This is a genomic window from Saliphagus sp. LR7 (assembly GCF_003344565.1).
GTDB classification, from domain to species: domain Archaea; phylum Halobacteriota; class Halobacteria; order Halobacteriales; family Natrialbaceae; genus Saliphagus; species Saliphagus infecundisoli.
The window spans coordinates 159100-173163 of record NZ_QPND01000002.1 but is presented as its reverse complement, the minus strand read 5'-3'; the positions used below and the strand labels follow the sequence as shown (position 1 = coordinate 173163).

General features: G+C 66.9%; 16 protein-coding genes. 10 read left to right on the top strand and 6 right to left on the bottom strand.

Annotation, left to right across the window (positions count from 1 at the left end):
* Positions 1–286: 286 nt before the first annotated feature.
* Positions 287–958, bottom strand: coding sequence for a phosphate signaling complex protein PhoU (gene phoU / locus DVH23_RS03505; RefSeq protein ID WP_114576055.1), 672 nt, complete (start codon positions 956–958; stop codon positions 287–289).
* Positions 959–1066: 108 nt separating this feature from the next.
* Here phoU and DVH23_RS03500 point away from each other — a divergent pair, with 108 nt between their 5' ends.
* Together DVH23_RS03500 and DVH23_RS03495 are read left to right on the top strand one after the other, a co-directional pair.
* Complete coding sequence (locus tag DVH23_RS03500; RefSeq protein WP_114576054.1) at positions 1067–1453, top strand: AtzH-like domain-containing protein; 387 nt, start codon at positions 1067–1069, stop codon at positions 1451–1453.
* Complete coding sequence (locus tag DVH23_RS03495) at positions 1443–1634, top strand: hypothetical protein (RefSeq protein ID WP_114576053.1); 192 nt, start codon at positions 1443–1445, stop codon at positions 1632–1634. Before DVH23_RS03500 ends, DVH23_RS03495 begins: the two co-directional genes overlap by 11 nt.
* On the opposite strand, the gene DVH23_RS03490 is transcribed toward DVH23_RS03495, so the two are convergent.
* The gene (locus DVH23_RS03490; RefSeq protein ID WP_114576052.1) at positions 1631–2587 is read right to left on the bottom strand and encodes a zinc-dependent metalloprotease; all 957 of its coding nucleotides are present in this window, start codon (positions 2585–2587) and stop codon (positions 1631–1633) included. The two genes, DVH23_RS03495 and DVH23_RS03490, sit on opposite strands and share 4 nt — an antisense overlap.
* Positions 2588–2754: 167 nt before the next feature.
* On the opposite strand from DVH23_RS03490, the gene DVH23_RS03485 reads away from it, so the two are divergent.
* From DVH23_RS03485 to hjc, 4 genes are all read left to right on the top strand, one after another.
* On the top strand, positions 2755–4035 hold the full coding sequence (locus tag DVH23_RS03485) for an adenosylhomocysteinase (RefSeq protein ID WP_114576051.1): 1281 nt from the start codon (positions 2755–2757) through the stop codon (positions 4033–4035).
* A gap of 113 nt (positions 4036–4148) precedes the next feature.
* The gene (locus DVH23_RS03480) at positions 4149–4964 is read left to right on the top strand and encodes a CPBP family intramembrane glutamic endopeptidase (protein ID WP_114576050.1); all 816 of its coding nucleotides are present in this window, start codon (positions 4149–4151) and stop codon (positions 4962–4964) included.
* Positions 4965–5074: 110 nt separating this feature from the next.
* Positions 5075–5608 carry a DoxX family protein gene (locus DVH23_RS03475; protein WP_114576049.1) on the top strand — a complete coding sequence of 178 codons (534 nt, stop codon included), beginning with the start codon at positions 5075–5077 and terminating at the stop codon, positions 5606–5608.
* A gap of 86 nt (positions 5609–5694) precedes the next feature.
* A complete protein-coding gene (gene hjc / locus DVH23_RS03470) occupies positions 5695–6207 on the top strand; it encodes a Holliday junction resolvase Hjc (RefSeq protein ID WP_114576048.1) in 513 nt (170 codons plus the stop codon).
* An 858-nt stretch (positions 6208–7065) separates the two neighbouring features.
* Here hjc and DVH23_RS03460 read toward each other — a convergent pair.
* A complete protein-coding gene (locus DVH23_RS03460; protein ID WP_114576046.1) occupies positions 7066–7725 on the bottom strand; it encodes an SWIM zinc finger family protein in 660 nt (219 codons plus the stop codon).
* Positions 7726–7881: 156 nt separating this feature from the next.
* Between DVH23_RS03460 and DVH23_RS03455 the strand changes: the two genes are divergently transcribed.
* Positions 7882–8133 (top strand): hypothetical protein, encoded by a 252-nt coding sequence (locus DVH23_RS03455; protein WP_114576045.1) that lies wholly within the window; start codon positions 7882–7884, stop codon positions 8131–8133.
* On the opposite strand, the gene priL is transcribed toward DVH23_RS03455, so the two are convergent.
* Positions 8134–9201 carry a DNA primase regulatory subunit PriL gene (priL, locus tag DVH23_RS03450; protein ID WP_114576044.1) on the bottom strand — a complete coding sequence of 356 codons (1068 nt, stop codon included), beginning with the start codon at positions 9199–9201 and terminating at the stop codon, positions 8134–8136.
* A 78-nt stretch (positions 9202–9279) separates the two neighbouring features.
* On the opposite strand from priL, the gene DVH23_RS03445 reads away from it, so the two are divergent.
* From DVH23_RS03445 to DVH23_RS03435, 3 genes are all read left to right on the top strand, one after another.
* Positions 9280–10158, top strand: a complete 879-nt coding sequence (locus DVH23_RS03445; RefSeq protein WP_114576043.1) for an alpha/beta fold hydrolase — start codon at positions 9280–9282, stop codon at positions 10156–10158.
* Positions 10159–10228: 70 nt separating this feature from the next.
* The gene (locus DVH23_RS03440; protein ID WP_114576042.1) at positions 10229–11338 is read left to right on the top strand and encodes an alanine--glyoxylate aminotransferase family protein; all 1110 of its coding nucleotides are present in this window, start codon (positions 10229–10231) and stop codon (positions 11336–11338) included.
* Between the two features lie 215 nt (positions 11339–11553).
* The gene (locus tag DVH23_RS03435; RefSeq protein WP_114576041.1) at positions 11554–11835 is read left to right on the top strand and encodes a hypothetical protein; all 282 of its coding nucleotides are present in this window, start codon (positions 11554–11556) and stop codon (positions 11833–11835) included.
* 290 nt (positions 11836–12125) lie between these two features.
* Here DVH23_RS03435 and eif1A read toward each other — a convergent pair whose 3' ends face one another.
* Positions 12126–12413 (bottom strand): translation initiation factor eIF-1A, encoded by a 288-nt coding sequence (gene eif1A / locus DVH23_RS03430; RefSeq protein ID WP_114576040.1) that lies wholly within the window; start codon positions 12411–12413, stop codon positions 12126–12128.
* A 95-nt stretch (positions 12414–12508) separates the two neighbouring features.
* Positions 12509–13993, bottom strand: coding sequence for a heme-binding protein (locus tag DVH23_RS03425; protein WP_114576039.1), 1485 nt, complete (start codon positions 13991–13993; stop codon positions 12509–12511).
* Positions 13994–14064: the final 71 nt, after the last annotated feature.

Here is a 14064-nt window from a genome sequence, read left to right as displayed (position 1 = left end):
AAAGAAAACGATCGCTCCCCAATCAGTCCGAAACGGACGTAATCTCCGCAGTAACTAGCTTTATTACTGTAACACCCGAAAGTGGTGATGTCGGCGCACCGCGCCGGCGACGCGAATCGACGTATCGCCATCCGACCGACCCTGTGAGTGCCGGTGGATCACTCATGTCCGATCACCGTGTGCGGCCATCCGTGGCTGTGTGGCCGCCGACTTCCCGACCGCGACCGGTCGCCCCGAGCGGATCGGTCGTACGGTCACCTATCCGACTTCTCCCGAGCACCAGCCGTCAGTAGATCAGTTCGTCGTCGTTCTCGACCATGTACAGCGTCCGGGCGGCGATGTTGACCGCATGGTCGCCGATCCGCTCCAGATCGCGGATGGTGAGCAGGAGCCGGGAGACGTCCTGGAGCAACCCCTCGACCTCGCTCGGCGTCTCGAGTTCGCGCTCGATCAGGTCCCGGACGACGACCTCGCTGGCACGCTCGGCGAATCGATCGACGTCGTCGTCGTGTTCGGCGAGTTCGTAGCAGGCCTCGACGTTCTCGGTGTCGTAGGCCGCCATCGCGTCCTCGATCATCTCCAGGGTGAGCGACCCCATCTCCTGGACGTCGACGTCGGGAAAGAGGTCGCGCTCGGCGTCGATGGTGTACTCCCCCAGGTTCGTCGCGAGGTCGGCGATCCGCTCGAGGTCGGTGATGATCTTGAACGAGGCCGCGATGAAGCGGAGGTCGCTCGCGACGGGCTGCTGGAGGGCCAGCAGGTCGATGCAGTCCTGTTCCAGGTCGAGGTACATCCGGTTTACCTCGTCGTCGCGCTCGATCACCTCGCGAGCGAGGGCCTCGTCCTTCCTGTCCAACGCGTCCAGGCCCATCCGGAGCCGTTCCATGACGACCTCGCTCATGTAGAGGACGTCGCCGCGGAGTTCCTCGAGCTGTTCCTGGTACGATTGTCTGGCCATACCGACCTCTCCCGTTCGGGAGGCATGTAGCTTGTGCCCACGACTGCTCGTTCACTGGCCGGTGCCGGGTCCGGTGGGCCTTTACTCGTGGCCCGCCGACCTCCGGCCATGACCGAACGCGCCGAGGACGCCGTCCGGGCCTACTACGACCGGCTCCGGAACGACGACCCGCTCGCCGACGCCTTCCGGGAGGGCGAGAGGACCGTCAAGTTCGGGATCACCGAGTCGCTGTTCGGGAGCGAGGCGGTCCGGGCGGCCCTCCGAGAGCAACGCGAGACGACCGCCGACTGGCACGTCGAGAGCCACGACCTCCGGGTGGAGGAGTACGACGACCTCGCCCGCTTCGCCGACGAGGTCACGATGGCCTGGACCGACCGTGAGGGCGGCGCCCGGCGGCGCTACGACAGTCGCTGGAGCGGGGTCGTAGAACGGATCGACGGCGAGTGGCTGTTCGTCACGATGCACGTCAGCGCGCCCCCCGAGGATGACGGGTAGACCCTCGGCCGACCCGGTCGGCTCGCGGCGTCTGAAGGCCGCCTTCGTCGCCCTGGTCGGGGGATCCGGGGGACTGGTCGCGCTCCAGGGCGACGCCGCGCCGCTCATCGTCGCCCTCGCGGTTCTCGGCGGGCTCCTCGCCGGCTTCGCCCTGCTCGCCTACCTGCGCTGGATCGTTTAGGGATCGAGCCGGCGGAGCCAGCGGTCGGGCTCGTCGATCTCGTCGTGGTTGGGCAGGTTCGCTGGGCGCTCCCAGACGGCGCCGGCGGCCGCAACGTCCCGCTCGGCGGCGACGTGCTCGAAGAAGGCCTTCCCGCGCTCGTACTGGCGGCGCTTGAGCCCGAGCCCGATCAGCCGCCGGAACAGCTGCTGGAGGGGGTTTCGTCCCTGCCGGCGGGCCTCTAACTTCTCCCGGAGGTCCGCGTACTCGTCGTCGAAGGCGTGGTCCATTAGGAGCTCGGCGTACCCCTCGACGACGGTCATCGTCGCGTCGAGCTCCCGGAAGGCCTTCTTGTCGAAGCTGCCCTCCGAGAGCTCGTCGATCCCTCGTTGCATCCGCTCCTCGAGGTGGTCGGGGAGCCAGGGCGCGGCCGCGAACTCCGCGGCGTGGGTGACCTCGTGGTAGGCGATCCACCGGCGAAAGCGGTCGTACTCGACGTCGAGGGCGTCAGCGGCGTCGACGATGTTCGGCCGGAGGAAGTACAGCGCGTGTTCGCGTGTCGGGTCGTCGGCCAGCAGGAGGGGGTCGTACTGGCCCAGCACGTTCCGGCCGAGAAAGGAGAGCATGACGGTCATCGTCCCGGTGTTTACCGTCCGGGCGACGCCAGGGAAGGCGCCGACCCGGGACTCGACGGGCGCCATCACCCGCTCGAAGGTCTCGACGTTGGCGTCGATCCAGTGGTGGCGGTTCTGGATCTCGACGGTGCCCGGAAGCTCGAACTCGAGGCCCGCGATCTCCGAGACGTCGTCGCGGGCGTCCCGGACGTCGCCCGCGTAGGCCGCCCGCTCGCCGGGCTCGAGGTCGATCGAGCCGGGGTCGGTGGCGGCTTTCGCGGCCTCAGCGGCGGCCCGCCAGTCGACGGCCCGATCGCCCGACGCGCCGGCGACGGTCCGGGCGCTACGATAGAGGTTCACGCCGCTCGATAGGGGGAGGCGAGCCAAAAGGGTTCTCCCCCGTCGGAGTTCGGTCGGCGGTCGCCGCGACCACTTTCGGGGAGCACCGGACCATCACCTCCCGCAGAGATCGTCCGCTCTCGGGCCCCTTCGGTAGCGTTTTGGGGACGGCCCGTCCACCTCGGGCCATGACCGACTATCCCCCGATCGGCGAGCAACTCGACGACCTCGAGGCGGCTCGCGAGGAGGGCCGTCGAAAGATGGAGTGGGCGGCCCAGCACATGCCGATCTGTACGCGCCTGCGCGAGGAGTACGAGGAGGAACAGCCACTGGAGGGCCAACGGATCGGGATGGCGATGCACGTCGAGGCGAAGACGGCGATCCTGGTCGAGACGCTCGCGGAGGCCGGCGCGGAGGTCGCCGTCACCGGCTGTAACCCCCTCTCGACCCACGACGACGTCTCGGCGGCGCTCGATAGCCACGACTCGATCACGAGCTACGCCAAGCGCGGCGTCGACGACGAGGAGTACTACCAGGCGATCGAGGCAGTCATCTCCCACGAGCCGACCGTTACCGTGGACGACGGGATGGACATGATCGCGGCAATCCACGAGGACCACCCCGAACTGATCGAGGGGATCCTGGGAGGCTGCGAGGAGACCACCACCGGCGTCCACCGGCTTCGTGCGATGGACGCAGACGGCGCGCTCGAGTACCCCGTCTTCGCGGTCAACGACACGCCGATGAAGCGGCTGTTCGACAACGTCCACGGCACCGGCGAAAGCTCGCTGGCCTCGATCGCCATGACCACGAACCTCTCGTGGGCGGGCAAGAACGTCGTCGTCGCGGGCTACGGCTACTGCGGGAAAGGCGTCGCGAAGAAGGCCGCCGGACAGAACGCGAACGTCATCGTCACCGAGGTCGAGCCCCGTCGGGCCTTGGAGGCCCACATGGAGGGCTACGACGTGCTGCCGATGGCCGAAGCCGCCGAGGTCGGCGACGTCTTTCTGACGACGACCGGGAACCGCGACGTCATCGTCGAGGAACACTTCCCGGAGATGAAAGACGGCGTCCTGCTGGCGAACGCCGGCCACTTCGACATCGAGATCGACCTCGAGGCCCTAGACGACCTCGCCACCGAGCGCTACGAGGCCAGAGACGGCGTCGAGGCCTACGTGATGGACGACGGCCGGCGGTTGAACGTCGTCGCCGAAGGTCGGCTGGTGAACCTCGCGGCGCCCGTCGCCCTGGGTCACCCGGTCGAAGTGATGGACCAGAGCTTCGGGGTACAGGCCGCCTGCGTCCGCGAACTCGTCGAGAGCAAGGCGTACGGGCCGGGCGTCCACGACGTGCCGGACGAACTCGACAAGGAGATCGCCGAGATCAAACTCGAGGCCGACGGCGTCTCGATCGACTCGCTCACCGATACCCAGACGGAGTACATGGGAAGCTGGGAGCACGGGACCTGAACGGGTTTACTCGGGGTCCGGTTGGTTTCGACGGCCATTCATGTGGGGGCGGTTCGGAAGAGGAGCGGTTCGGAGAGAGGAACGCCCAAGGGAGTTCCCTTCCTACGGGGGGCATGGACACGCTCACCGAGGCCGACGGCCGGGTCCGGTCGGTGCTCGTCGCGGTCGCGTTGACGGTCGCCGGGCTCCTCGCCTCCCAGGTGACGACGCTGCCGGCGATCCTGGTCGAACCCGACCTGGCTCTCGACCCGTCGGGCGTCGGCCGCGGGCTGCTGGTCGCCTTCTTCATCCTGAACTTCCTCGGCTTTGCGGTCGCGGGCGCGGCCTATCTCGCCTACACCGGGCTGGGCTGGTCGTTCGTCGATCTCCGAACGCCGTCGCTTCGCGACTGGAAGTACGCGATCCTCGGCATCGTCGCGAGCTTCGGGTTCGTGATCGTCGTCAGCGTGCTCGCGACGGTCGCCGACCTCTCGGCGACCGACAACCAGGTCGTCGACTACATCGGCGACGACTCGACGATGGCGCTCTATCTCATCGTCATCGCCTTCCTCTTCAATGCCCCCGCCGAGGAGTTCCTCTGGCGAAACGTCATCCAGAAGCGCCTCTACGCCGCCTTCTCCCGGATGGGGGCCGTCGTCGTCACGAGCCTCGTCTTCGCGGGCGTCCACTTTCCCGTCTACGCGGCGACCGCGCCGAGCCTGGACCCGACCGGCCTCGCCGGCGTCCTCGTCTCGCTGCTCGTGGTCTTCGGCGGCTCGATCGTCTTCGGCTACGTCTACGTCCGGACCCGGAACCTCGTCGTCCCCATCGTCGCCCACGCCGGCTTCAACGCGATCCAGTTCGGGTTCCTCTATCTCACCATCGAGTACGCCCCCGAGGACCTCGAGGCGGCGATGGCGCTCGTCCGGCTCGCTCTTCCCGTTGGGTGAGGCGAATCCGTCGGTTTCGACCGCCATAGCGCCCGATTCCCGGCCGATGGGAACCGTCGGCTCGTTATACGTGGTCGGGACGCGTCGATCCAGACGTGAGGTGACCGACGATGGAAACAACGCTCGAGAACCGATTGGAGAGCCGCCTCGGGGGGATCACCCTCGAGGGGAGACCACACCAGCTCGGCGCCTGGGCCGTCGTGGGCCTGCGCCTGCTCATGGGCTGGGTCATGCTGTCCGCGGGCTGGGGGAAGGCCACCGGCGGGTTCAGCGCCGAGGGCTACCTCGCGAACGTCGATCCGGCGAGCCCAGCCAGCGGACTCTACGGAGCGATGGCCGCCGACGCGACGCTGATGGCCGCGGTGGACGTGATCGTCCCCGGGACCCAGCTCCTGATCGGCGCCGCGTTGATCCTGGGTGCCGCCGTCAGGCTCGCCGCGTTCGGCGCCACGCTCCAGATGGTGCTGTTCTACTTCGGTAGCTGGGACGTCGCCAACGGCCTCGTCAACAGCCAGCTGGTGTACGCCGCCGTCTTCCTGACGCTGGGCGCGCTGGCCGCGGGCCGGATCCTCGGGGTCGACCGGCTCGTCGAGGCCCACCGGATCGTCCGGGAGCGCCCGGTCCTGAAGTACCTGCTTGGCTAACCTATCCTCTCCTCCCGACCCTCCATCGCTCCCCGACGACCGCGCCACTCCGCCCGGTTTATTATCGCCCGCGAGCGATCCCGTGTATGTCCCACGCGAAGGGCGACCGGCGCGAGCGCGAACTCGTCAACGCCCTCGACGAGGCCGGCTTCGCGGTGATGCGCGCGCCCGCGAGCGGCGCCGCGACCGACCGGGAACTACCCGACGTGCTCGCCGGCGACGGCGAGACGTTCTACGCGATCGAGGCCAAATCCAGCGCGGGCGACCCGATCTACCTCTCCGGCGAGGAGGTCGAGGCGCTGACCTACTTCGCCCGGAACTTCGGCGCGAAACCCCGCATCGGCGTCCGCTTCGACCGCGAGGACTGGTACTTCTTCCATCCCGCGGACCTCTACGTCACCGACGGCGGCAACTACCGGGTGAAAAAGGAGCGCTCGCTCGCCGACGGCACCGACTTCGCGGAGTTCGTCGGCGACACCCAGAAGGTCACCCTCTCGGAGGTCACCGACGACGGGCCCGACCCCGAAATCGTTCGGGTCCTGCAGGCGGTCGAACAGGGGGAGTTGTCGGTCGAGGAGGGCGCGGCAATGTTGGAGTGAGCCGCCCGAACGCGACGCTCATACTCCATCAGGTATGCTCACTGCAGATGCGAACGTTGCACGCGGTTTGGCACCACGCCGAGACGGTGCTCGTTCAATACAGAGCGTCGGGCTCATTTCTCATAGACTTTCTCACAATCGAGACTTGAGGTCTCTCTAAAGGTTTCTCTGCACCAGAAGTTATTCGTGATATGAGTTTGATACTCCTCTATGGAGGGCAGAATATCACGTCGAACAGTTATCTGCCTCAGCAGTACCTCGCTTGCCAGTAGTCTTAGCGGTTGCAACACTCTGATCGATCAGGACGAACCTGAGCGTTTCACACTTTGTCGTCTCGAGATTTTCAACAGAGATCAGGACACCGAACATACGATCGAGATCCACGTACAAGCCGATGGCGAGACGGTTCATCGGGGCACATATGACATACCGAGCGCAACGGGCAGCACCGTCTCTGATAAGGAGTTCGATCCTCGTGATTGGTTCGATGGAACGATACGAACGCTCACAGTAGAAGGCCGGGTCGATGAGCAAGATCATGTCGGTCCTCGAGAGATCACGGCATCACAGGTTAGCGAACAAACGGAGGTGATCTACAAGATTGCTGAAGACGAGTCACTCGAGATAAGTACTCTAGTAGCGGGCAGTGCGTGTGATCGCAATGAACCGTAAGCTAACCTTTTGCTCGCTCTGGCGGCGTTCGATCGCTCGGCAAACGGGTAGTAAAAACACTCGTCACTCCCTCGGCTCACGGGCTCCGGCCGTTCGCTCGCGGATGCTGCGCTCTCTATAGCCCGCGCTAAGCACGGGAATCAGGGTAAGCGGGTTGGGGAAACAACTCTCCGAACGCTATGCTCCCTAGACGGGTTGTGCCTCGCCCGCCGACTCGCCGCCATCGGACTTCCGTAGACGGGTCCGGGGGAACGTGTAGACCCGCAGATCCCGGGGGACCGGGCCGTTGCGGGCGATCCGTGCGTGGGGGTAGACGGCGCCGACGACCGGGACGTCGGGCTCGTAGCCCGCATTGGTGCCGTACTCCGCGACCGTGGAGCCGGCCTCGGGGATCTCGACGCTATCGGCTCGAAGGTCGGAGGCGCCGACGACGGTCAGCCGGTCGCCAGTTTCTCGGTCGCGGACCGTGTCGCCCGGCGCGAGGGTGTGTTCCTCGCAATAAACCGGTTCGGGGGCGTCCTCGGCGACGAAAACGGGTTCGTCGCAGTCGCCACACGGGACCGCGCGCTTGCCCGGCGGCGGCGTCCGACCCGCGGTGATCTCGATTGCGACCCGGCGGACGTGCTTGCAGCGGGCGTCCCGGAAGACGTGATCCGGGCAGGTACAGCGGCCGGCCTCGAGGTCGACGAGGTAGGTGTGGTCGCTCTCGGAACCGACCTCGTAGAGGCCCTCGCCGAGCGCGAGGACGGACATCCGTTCGGTTCGTGCGCGCCGCGACCGGTCGTCCAAGACCGACGGCTCGTCGGGCAGCGGGAGGCGGGACTTCCGTGACGCGGGTGTGTTCATGGGTTGCGTCATGTGGGTTGATCTCGGGTGATTGGGGGACGGTTCGCCTGTATCGGGAGTAGGTGCCGAGGCTACCTAACACCCTCGCCTGCGTCCTCCAGGCCCGAAACCGGCCGCGTCGAAGGCCTTTTGACCCGTCCGCTGGAACCCCGAGTAATGCTCGAGCGCGACCGGATCGTCGAAATCGTCGCCGCCGTCGGCGCGGTCGGGGCGATGATCGCCGCGATGTACTGGATCGGCACGACCTACGGCAACGGCGGCGACCTCGGCACCGACGGCGGCCAGCTTCTGGTCGCCGTGATCGCCGGGTTTGTCCTCCTGCTTACGGCCGTCGGGATCGCGCTTGCGTACGCGCTGAACGACCCCGAGGACGGCCTCGACGACGCCGACGGCCCGAACGCCGCCTGATCAGGCCTCCTCGAGTTCCGCCTCGCGCCAGTCCTCTATCTCCTCGTCGTCGGCGTCGTCGAGCCGGCGCTCGTAGTAGGCCATCGGGTGGGAGATCCGCTCACAGAGGTCGTCCATGTTGACGCAGTCGCCGTACGATTGCATCGTCGCACACGAGGGCGCCGAATACTCCGTCGGGGAGGTCTCCCCGCGGATGTGGTCGGTCTGGTAGCGAGTCATCTCCTCGCCGAAGCTCGAGTTCACCCGGTAGAGTTCGACGATCTCGTCGGTATCCATCCCGATGCTCGCGAGGAAGGCCGTGATCGCAAACCGCGAGTGGTGGGGAAGGTGCTCGCCCTTCCGGATGTCGTCGAGCAGGGCGGTCATGCAGGGGGGAAAGAGGTCGGGGACGACGGTGTCGATCTCGCGGGTAAGCTCGAGGTCGGCGAGGATCTCCCGAACCCGGGCGACCTCCGCCTCGAGGGAGTCGACGATCTCCTCGGGCACCGCGAAGGGCAGCCCCTCCTCGACGCGGGCCCGGACCGCCTCCCGGAGGAGCGCGTGGAGTTCGGTCTCGTCGACCGGGACCTCGCCGTCGGACAGCGCCCGGTTGACCAGGCGCCACTCGTCGCCCCAGCAACCCGCCGCCAGCGGGAGGTAGGCGCCGACGCCGATCCGGTAGCCCCCCTCGACCGCCCGAACGTCGCCCGCGAGGTCGAACTCCGAGAGGAGCGTCTCGCGGGTGAGTCCCGACGAGGCTGCCGACTTGAGCTCGACCGTCTCCTCGAACTCGGTGCGAAAACGGTCGTGGGCCTCCTCGGCCTCGGCGCGGGCGTACTTCCGGACGAGGACGTTCTCCTCGACCGCGGAGACGAGCACGCGCGCGACCGGGTACGAGAGCAGCTCCGTGCGGGTGTCCCGGCTTGGCTCGCCGGTGTCGCCGTCCTCGAGCGAAGCGACGACGCGCTCTACGGCGCGCTCGACGACCGCCGGATCGCGCTCGACGACCGTCGCGAGTTCGACCGTCTCGGAGGCGACGGTCTCGCGGGCGGCCTCGAGAAACGGGTAGCGCGCGTGCAGTCGCTGCATCGTCAACCCATTCGCGCGGCCGGTGTTAAGCGCCGTGGTTACCCCTCATTCAAGGCCCTCGCGCTCCTCGAAGCGAGCATGCCGTGGGCGCAAACGGACGCGGGCGTGGCGATCCACTACGAGCGCGACGAGGGCGAGGGGCCGACCGTGGTCTTTCTCCAGGAGATGGGGTACGGCCGGTGGCTCTGGCGCTGGCAGCGCGAGGCCCTCGCGGTCGATGCGGTCGCGCCCGACTGGCGGGGCACCGGCCGGTCGGACGTCGCCATCCCCCGGCCGGTTCGCGCGCTCCCCTCCCTCCTGCGGGGACCGCTGCTCTCTCGCTTCGGCTACACCGTGGAGGATCTCGCCGACGACCTCGAGGCCGTCCTCGCCGCGGAATCGATCCGGAACGCCCACCTCGTCGGCCTCGGCCTCGGCGGGATGGTCGCCATGAAGTACGCCCTCGAGGGCTCGCGAGCCGCATCGCTGACCCTCTGTGGAACGACCCACGGCGGGAGCGACGCCGTGGCGGTTCCCGAGGGGGCGGCGGAGGCGCTGTTTGCGCGTGCGGGCTCCGACCGGGCGACGATTCGCGAGCGGATGCGCCCCGCCTTCACCGAGCGCTTTACGAACCGCAACCCCCACCTGATCGACCGGATCGTCGAGTGGCGCCTCGAGGGCGAAGTCGGCGAGGCCGCCCGGCAGGCCCAGTGGCGGGCAATGGAGGACTTCGACGCGAGCGACCGCTTGGAGGAAATCCGGCTCCCGACGCTCGTCCTCCACGGGAGCGCCGACCGGGTGGTGCCGGTCGAGAACTCGTGGCTCCTCGAGGCGGGGATTCCCGACGCCAGGCTCGAGACTCGGCGGGGCGGCTCGCACCTCCTTCCCGTCGAGAACGCAGACTGGACGGCGGCGCGGATTCGGGCGTTCCTCGCCGAGCACGCCGACGGCGAGCCGGAGTCCCCGCTGGTCGCCTGAGCGGCGCGCGCCGTCAGTTTTCGGGGCTATCACAACGACCATACCCTCGCGCGACGCAGTTGTCCCCACCGTGACCGAGAAACGCGAGTACGGGGAGTATCCCGACAAGACGCTGTACATCCCGGGGCCGACCGAGGTCCGCGAGGAGGTCATCGCGGAGATGGCCCAGCCGATGTTCGGCCACCGGATGGACCGGATGACCGACCTCTATACGACCGTCGTCGAGGACACCAAGGAGTTCCTTGGCACCGACAACGACGTCATCGTCCTCACGGGCTCGGGTACCGAGTTCATGGAGAGTTCGATGCTCAACCTCGTCGACGAGTCGGTGCTCGTGACGACGTGTGGCAGCTTCAGCGAACGCCAGGCCAACGTCGCCGAACGCCTCGGCAAGGACGTCGACACCCTCGAGTACGAGTGGGGCCGGGCGGTCAAACCCGAGGACGTCCGGGAGGCACTCGAGGGAAGCGACGGCGAGTACGACGCCGTCACCTGCGTGATGAACGAGTCCTCGACGGGCGTCCGAAACCCCATAGAGGAGATCGGTGACGTCGTCGCCGACTACCCGGAGACGTACTTCGTCGTCGACGCCGTCTCCGCGCTGGGCGGCGACTACGTCGACATCGATAGCCATGGAATCGACGTCATCTTCACGTCGGTCCAGAAGGCGTTCGCGATGCCACCCGGACTCGCGGTCTGTGTCGTCAGCGACGAGGCATACGAGCGCGAGGTCGGCAAGGACTCCGCCTCCTGGTACGGCGGCTTCCAGCGCTCGCTCGACTACTACGACCGGAAGGGCCAGACTCATTCGACGCCCGCGATTCCGGTCATGCTCGCCTACCGTAAACAGATGAAACACATGCTCGATGAGGGCCACGACGCCCGCGACGAGCGCCACCGCGAGATGGCCGACTACACCCGCGAATGGGCCCGCGAACACTTCGAGATGTTTCCCGAGGAGGGGTACGAATCGCGGACGGTGAGCTGTATCGAGAACACCCGGGGCATCGACGTCGCCGCCACCATCGAGGCGGTCAGCGAGGAGTACGACATGGTCTTTGCGAACGGCTACGGCTCCGATCTCGGCGAGGAGACGTTCCGGATCGGCCACATGGGCGAACACGACGTCGAGAGCGTCCGGGCGCTGACCGACGCCATCGAGGACGTCGCCGACCTCTAGCCGGCGCTGGACCTCCCGACGACCGCCACGATCGTTCTGTACATAACCATAATCATACCGTAATGAGATGACCGTGTACCATGCTAGAAGCTACGTGGCGCAAGACGCGTCGATAAGGAGATATTGCTATATAAGGTGTGGTAACACCCATCTATTCCTACCAGAAATATGAAACACTATATACGCTGGAGACGTATTTCGATCCGAAACCCACCATGACGCCACATCCGTACCAACGCCGGCCGGACGTCCCACGAGACCAGCACACGACGACCGCCTCGATCCGCGGGAGCCTACTGTTCGCCCTCGTGGTGATGGGACTGTTCGTCGCGATCAGCTACCCCGTCTACGCCGTCGCCGTCGTCGGAACGGTCGCCGCCGCCGCGGCGCTGTTCCGTCTCGGGGCGCCACGACTCGCCCGGCGGCTCCACGGCCGGATGACCGAACTGGCGGTCCCCGGCATCGGCACCGTTCAGATCCGGGTCAACGGCCGATAAGAACGTTCTACTGTCGTCTGGATAGACCCCAACGGTTCGAAGAACCCAAGCGATGCCGTTCCCCGCGAGTGAGCGCCGTGAACGAGCGAGCCGACGAGCGACCACCGAGAGCGGAGTGCGTTTGGTCCAGCTTTTGCCGAGGGCTGGCTTCGCCAGCCCGTGGTTCGAAAGGCGCTTCGCGACTTTCGTCATACTGCAAGACGTTCGGTCTTGCATAGATCACAAACGCGAAACGTTTGCTCACTCACGAGAGAGCAAAGCTCTCTCTAACGACAGCGCAAAAGGTGGTTCTACTGAATATGCCCTTCCTGGCGGAGCTGGTCGGCATCGCTCTTCTCGTAGCGCCAGGTGATGTCGGCCTTCTCCTCTTGCCAGTCCCAGGGGGAGACGAGCACGACGTCGTCCTCGCGGATCCAGACGCGTTTTTGCATCTTGCCGGGGATCCGGGCCGTCCGCTCCGTCCCGTCGGCACACCGTACCTTCACCCGGTTCGCACCGAGCATCTCCGTGACGGTCGCGAAGACCTCGTCGTCTTCGGGCATTCGGAGGTTCGTGCGACCGCCGTCCTCGCCACTCATGTGCGAGCGTAGGACGGCGAGGCGTTAAACCTTTTACCGATTTTCGCCCGGCCGTGGACGCCTCCGGGTCGGGAGCCGGATCCGACCGGGGCCGATCAGGCCAGAAAGACGTGGCGGGGCCGATCCGCGAGGACGTCCCGGCCCCACTCGACGGTCTCGGCGAACTCCTCGCTCCGGAAGAAGGCCATCGCGTCCTCGCGGGCGTCCCAGCGGCTGGCGATGAACATGTCGTTTTCGTCCTCGCGGTTGGCCAGCAGGTCCGTCTTGCGGTGGCCGTCCATCCCCGAGAGGAGCCCGCCGACCTCCTCGAAGGTCTCCACGAAGTCGCCCCTGTGTTCGGGTTTGACGGCGTAGAACATCCCCATCGTTCCCCAGGAGTCGCCTTCCTCGTCTCCTGCCTGGCGAACGATATCGGGAAGCTCCGAGAGGAACCCGGAGGCCGTCGATGCGGCGCGTTCGGTCTCCCAGAGGCTGACGACGGCGGTCTCCGCGTCGCTTCCCTCGTAAACCGCCGTCTTCACGTGGCTATCGTAGTGTTCGAAGTTCGAGCGGAGGCCCTCGACCTCGGAGAACAGGTCGTCGGGATCGGCCGCCGAGTAGAGCACGACCGCGTGGACGTCCTCGCCGTGTGGACTCCCCGCGTAGACGCCTGCCTCCTCGAGTTCGTCGCGGACGCTCGTTTCCTCGTCGTCCTCGGCGCCGCCGTGGTCCTGGCCGTCATGGCCGGCGTGGCCGCCCTCCTCCCCTCCGTGGTGGTGTCCGCCGCCGTGGGCAGGGGAGACCTCCCCGTGGTGACCGCCCGGCTCGGCGTCCAGCGCCTCACCCCGAAGGTAACCACCCAGCCGGTCGGGCTCGAGCCGGCGGCCGAACCGGAAGCGGCCGAACTCCGCGAAGCGAGAGCTCGAGGGATCGAAGCGCATCTCGTATAGCAGGTCCTTGATGTCGGTCGGGTCATCGGCGAAGAGGGTGACTCCCCACTCGTGGTCGTCCATGCCGACGCTGCCCGAGATGATCTGGGTGACCCGGCCGGCGTACTCCCGGCCGATGTCGCCGTGGGCCGAGAGGTGCTCGGCGCGCTCCTCGAAGGGGAGGTCGTACCAGTTGTCCTCGGGCCCGCGCCGTTTGTCCATCGGGTAGAAGCTGACGTAGTCCTCCTCGGGGATCTCGGGGTGGAGCCGCGACTGGATGTAGTTCGCGATCCCCGGGTCTGCCTCCTCGCCCTCCTCGAAGTACTCCTCGGACATGTAGCCCGAGACCTCCGTCACCGAGAGGTACGAATCGACCTGCTCCGTGAACGCGGCGAGAGCCGTCCGCTCGAGCCCGCGCTCTCTGGCCTCGACCTCCTCGATCGAGGGCCGGAGGTGGATCGAGAGCAGGTCGGCCTCGTGGCCGACGACCGCGAACGTCGCCGATCCGCCCTCCTCGGGGGCCTCACAGTCGGCGAGGAACTTCCCTCCCTCCTCGATCGCCCGTTCCCGGCGCCGGTCGGGGGCCTCGCGCCAGGCGTCCCAGTCGATCGACCGGAAGTCGTGGAGGACGTACCAGCCCTCCTCGGTCCGTGGCGGTTCTCGTCTGTCCATGCTCGCCCTCCGGGCGCGGAGGGTAAGAACGGCCGGGTTTTCGTTGGCTGACCGAAACCCTTTACGCGCTC